The 3,866-nt window shown below is 59.2% G+C and carries 5 protein-coding genes; 1 reads left to right on the forward strand and 4 read right to left on the reverse strand.

Annotated features, from left to right (window positions below):
- Positions 1 to 92: 92 nt before the first annotated feature.
- From Q0M35_RS17865 to Q0M35_RS17880, 4 genes are all read right to left on the reverse strand, one after another.
- Positions 93 to 590 (reverse strand): DNA starvation/stationary phase protection protein, encoded by a 498-nt coding sequence (locus Q0M35_RS17865; RefSeq protein ID WP_295317606.1) that lies wholly within the window; start codon positions 588 to 590, stop codon positions 93 to 95.
- A gap of 62 nt (positions 591 to 652) precedes the next feature.
- Entirely contained in the window at positions 653 to 1,630 is a 978-nt protein-coding gene (locus tag Q0M35_RS17870) for a YihY/virulence factor BrkB family protein (RefSeq protein WP_295317607.1), read from the reverse strand.
- Between the two features lies 1 nt (position 1,631).
- The gene (locus Q0M35_RS17875) at positions 1,632 to 1,775 is read right to left on the reverse strand and encodes a hypothetical protein (RefSeq protein ID WP_295317608.1); all 144 of its coding nucleotides are present in this window, start codon (positions 1,773 to 1,775) and stop codon (positions 1,632 to 1,634) included.
- 65 nt (positions 1,776 to 1,840) lie between these two features.
- The gene (locus Q0M35_RS17880) at positions 1,841 to 2,659 is read right to left on the reverse strand and encodes a formate/nitrite transporter family protein (RefSeq protein WP_295317609.1); all 819 of its coding nucleotides are present in this window, start codon (positions 2,657 to 2,659) and stop codon (positions 1,841 to 1,843) included.
- 98 nt (positions 2,660 to 2,757) lie between these two features.
- On the opposite strand from Q0M35_RS17880, the gene Q0M35_RS17885 reads away from it, so the two are divergent.
- Positions 2,758 to 3,866: aminotransferase class V-fold PLP-dependent enzyme (locus Q0M35_RS17885; RefSeq protein ID WP_295317610.1), on the forward strand; the 1,109-nt coding region annotated here is incomplete at its 3' end.

Below are 3,866 nucleotides of genomic sequence, written 5' to 3' on the forward strand. Positions count from 1 at the left end.
CCGCCGCGTCTGATAAGACAACAAAAACCCCGCCGTTACCGGCGGGGCATCCGGTTTCAGAGCGAGCGCCAAAGGCCTCGCGCTCAGTCAGCTCAGCTTTTCGAAATCGACCGAAGCATCCATGCCGCCTTTTCATGGAACGTCGCGCGGGCCACCGCAAGATCTTCGGTAACCGGGTCACCATGCTCGCCTGCGATTTTGATCACAGCATGCATCCGGTGCGCCACGCGCTCGTGATCTGCCGCCAGGTCCTCGCACATCTCGCCCGCCGATTGAGGGTTCTCCTGATCCTGCACGACAGAATTAGCGACAATCGACTGCAGCGATGCCGGGGCAAGCTCACCCAGCGCGCGGATACGTTCGGCAATCACGTCGGCCGCTTCAAACATCTCTCCGTACTGTTCTTCGGTGAGGTTGTGCACTGAAAAGAACATCGGCCCTTCGACGTTCCAGTGAATAGCGTGCGTCTTGAAAATCAGCCGGTAGGTGTCCGCCAGCATATTCTCGAGGCCCTGCGCCATTGCTTCCGTGTCTTTCACACCGGTACTCACGTCGCTCTTTTCGGGCACTACATTCAATGCGCTTGTCATATCTGTCTCCTGTTTATCTGTTGTCGACGGACAAACGCGTCGGGCAACACGGGGTTCCGAAATCAGCCGGAGATGCGCGGATCTGTCGTCAGATCAGGAATTTCGCCCCTGCCGGCGCCCTGCGTATCGGCAGCGGGCACAGCGTCCGTCCGCTCACCTGATCTGCGCCGGCGCGAGCGGCGCAAAGACATGCGTCCGGGGATCGCGCGTTTTTCCAGCTCTGCATTCAGAGAGGCCCCTACCAGCACCAGAAATGTGCTGATCCAAAGCCAGACCAGCATGGCGATCACGGCACCAATGGAGCCATAAACCTCATTATAATTGCCGAAATGTGAGACGTAAAACGAGAACGCTACAGATACCGCCGCCCATGAGGTGACCGAAAACACAGCTCCGGGTGTCACCCAGCCAATGCTGATGCCGCTGCGGTTCGGACCGTAGCGGTAGACCATGCCAATGCCCGCAAAGATCACTGCGATGGCGATCCCCCAGCGCAGAACTTCCGCCGCGATGACCGTAAGTGTCCCGAGCTGCAGAAAGCTCAGCACGATCGGAGCCACGACAAGGCTGACCAATGCGATAATTGCCACGCTGACAAGACTGACGGTGAGCATAAGGGCGCGCACATAATGACGCCAGGTAGCCCGGCCTTCGGTGGCGTAGACGGTATTGAGACCCTGCATGATCGCGCCAACGCCGGCGCGCGCGGACCAGAGTGCGACAGCCAGGGAAACACCCCCCGCCCAGCCCAGTGTGTCTGAACTCGTGCTTACCAGACCCACAATCTGCCTGTTGAGGATCTGGTACACCTCGTCAGGCATCAGGCCGCGCACCTCTTCAAGCTGCGTAATGACGACAGCAGGGTTCGCGATCAGGCTGAGCACAGCGATGAGCGCGGCAAGAGCCGGAAAAATGGAGAGCATCGAGAAAAAGGCAACCCCGGCCGAGATCAGCGCGAGGTTGTTTTTAGCCATATTGCCGATGACAGCCGCGGCCGCCGCGCGATACGTCTTAAGCGGGTAGCGCAGTGGCGCAATCATGTCATGCAGTCGCTGAAGCGGCGCGTGGCCCGGCGAAGATCCAGAGCACCTTGCCTCCCGTCGGGGAGCGCGATCCGATCATGGACACGATGGCCCAGATGTCCAGGACCAGAACGACAAACCCGCTAAAACCCGCATATTCCATGTTCAGTCTCCTGTGAGGGTCCGATGGATTAACGATGCCGCGCGGTGCCGCGTTCCTGCGCGAAGTCAGGGATCTGGTAATTCATCCCTCACCTGGCCCCACGCCATCAAGGTAAAAATGATCGTACCACCTATTATGTTGCCTGCAAGCACCGGAAGGAAGAACCCGAAAACCGCGCCGTAAGCGGTCAGATCTCCGAGCAGAATCAATGCGGCCATCTCAACAGATCCGGCGACGATGTGCGTGAAATCTCCCGCTGCGATCAGCCATGTAAAGATCAGGATCAGAAAAAACTTGGCCGAATCCGCCTGGGGCAGCATCCAGACAATCAGGGCGACAATCACGCCCGCCGGGATAGCCCGCCAGAAACCTGTCGAGGCCCCCATGCCAGTCGCATGATGCGAAAGATCAATCACTGAACTGAGGATTTCCGGCGCGATCGCAGGTGTGAAGACGATCAGAGCCGCGGCAGCAAAGGCCCCGATGACGTTGGCGCCCAGTACAATGCACCACAGGCGCAGCATCCTGAAAACAATACTCCACGTGCGCTCGACCATCACGGGCAGAACAGTGGTGATCGTATTTTCAGTGAAAAGCTGCATCCGGCCCATGATGACGGCGAGAAATCCCAGAGAGTATCCCACATTTTCTATGAGATAGCGGGCACCTGTATCCGGCAGATAGGTCCGGAAAATGGCCTCGCCCAGCACCGACAGGCTGATCATCACGCCAGCCGCGATGCCGGACCACACCAGAGACCGCTTGGGGCGGGCCATCTCTTCATCGCCTTCGCGGCGGATAACCTCATAGATGAGTTTCGGCGCCAGCGCCGCGGCCTCGTTGACCGATTCCTCTTCTTTTCTCTTCTCTTCAGCCGGGCTCATCGGATCTCCTTGTCGATACCGGTCCGTCCGGCACGTCTTGACTTCTAACGCCCCACCCGGTGAATGGGTTCCGCCGATGTATAAACCAGGACATACCGATGACTGCTTTCCCGCCAGAGCTGATGACAGAAATCCGCAGCCGGTTTGCGCATGTGGATAACTGTCCGTTTCAGGGCCCGCGCATCTTTTTTGAAAACGCCGGTGGCGCGCTGACGCTGGAGACAGCCGTGAAGACCTCCGCAACCTTTGCGGCGATCCCGGACAACCAGGGGCGCGACAATCCCGCCGCTGCCGCCCTCGGCGGGATCATCAGCCGCGCAAAGGCTGATATGCAAACGTTTTTCAATGCAGACGGCGGTCAGTTTTTCGTCGGGGAAAGCGGGACAGAGCTGACTTTCCGTCTGATCCGCACCGCTGTTACGGGCGCTGAAAAGGGTGGAAAGGTCATTGGCTCTACGGTTGAACATCCTGCCTCCCGCTCAGCTGCGCGCCACTGGGCGGGTATCGCGGGCAAACCTTATATCTCCGTACCGCATGACGATGCGACCGGCGCGGTGACCGCTGAGGCCTATGCAGAATATATGTCGCCTGACGTCCGGGTTGCGACAATTCTGCACACCTCACCGGTCACCGGAATCGCCAATGATGTGGCCTCCATCGCTGCCGCGATCCGTGCGGTCAGCCCTGAAGTTTATATCATCGTCGACGGCATACAGCATGCGAGCCACGGCCGGATCGATATCGCCGCCTGCGACATCGACGGCTATGTTGTGTCACCTTACAAAGTGTTTTCGCGCCACGGATATGGTGTTGCGTGGGTTTCTGACCGGCTGTCCGGCCTGCCGCTGGAACAGCTTATCGACGGCCCCCGCGCCAACTGGGAAATGGGCACGCGCGACACCGGGGCTTATGCGACTTTTTCGGATGTTGTGGCCTATTTCGACTGGCTGGGTGCTCAGCACAGCAGCAGTACAGAGCCCCGCGCCCGCATCGAGGCTGCAGGTGCAGCCATCCACGCGCATGAAAAATCACTGACCGACATCATGCTGCATGGCACAGGAAATCTTCCCGGTCTGGCTGAGCTGCCGGGCGTTACCATCCTTGGCGGCCCGGCCAATCCCGGACGCGAGGGTCTTGTCTGTTTTGCGCTTGATCATGTGCCTGCGGACAGCATCGTAAGCCGCCTGAACGCAGCCGGAATCCGCAC

This window comes from Roseobacter sp., assembly GCF_024639605.1.
Taxonomy (GTDB): domain Bacteria; phylum Pseudomonadota; class Alphaproteobacteria; order Rhodobacterales; family Rhodobacteraceae; genus Roseobacter.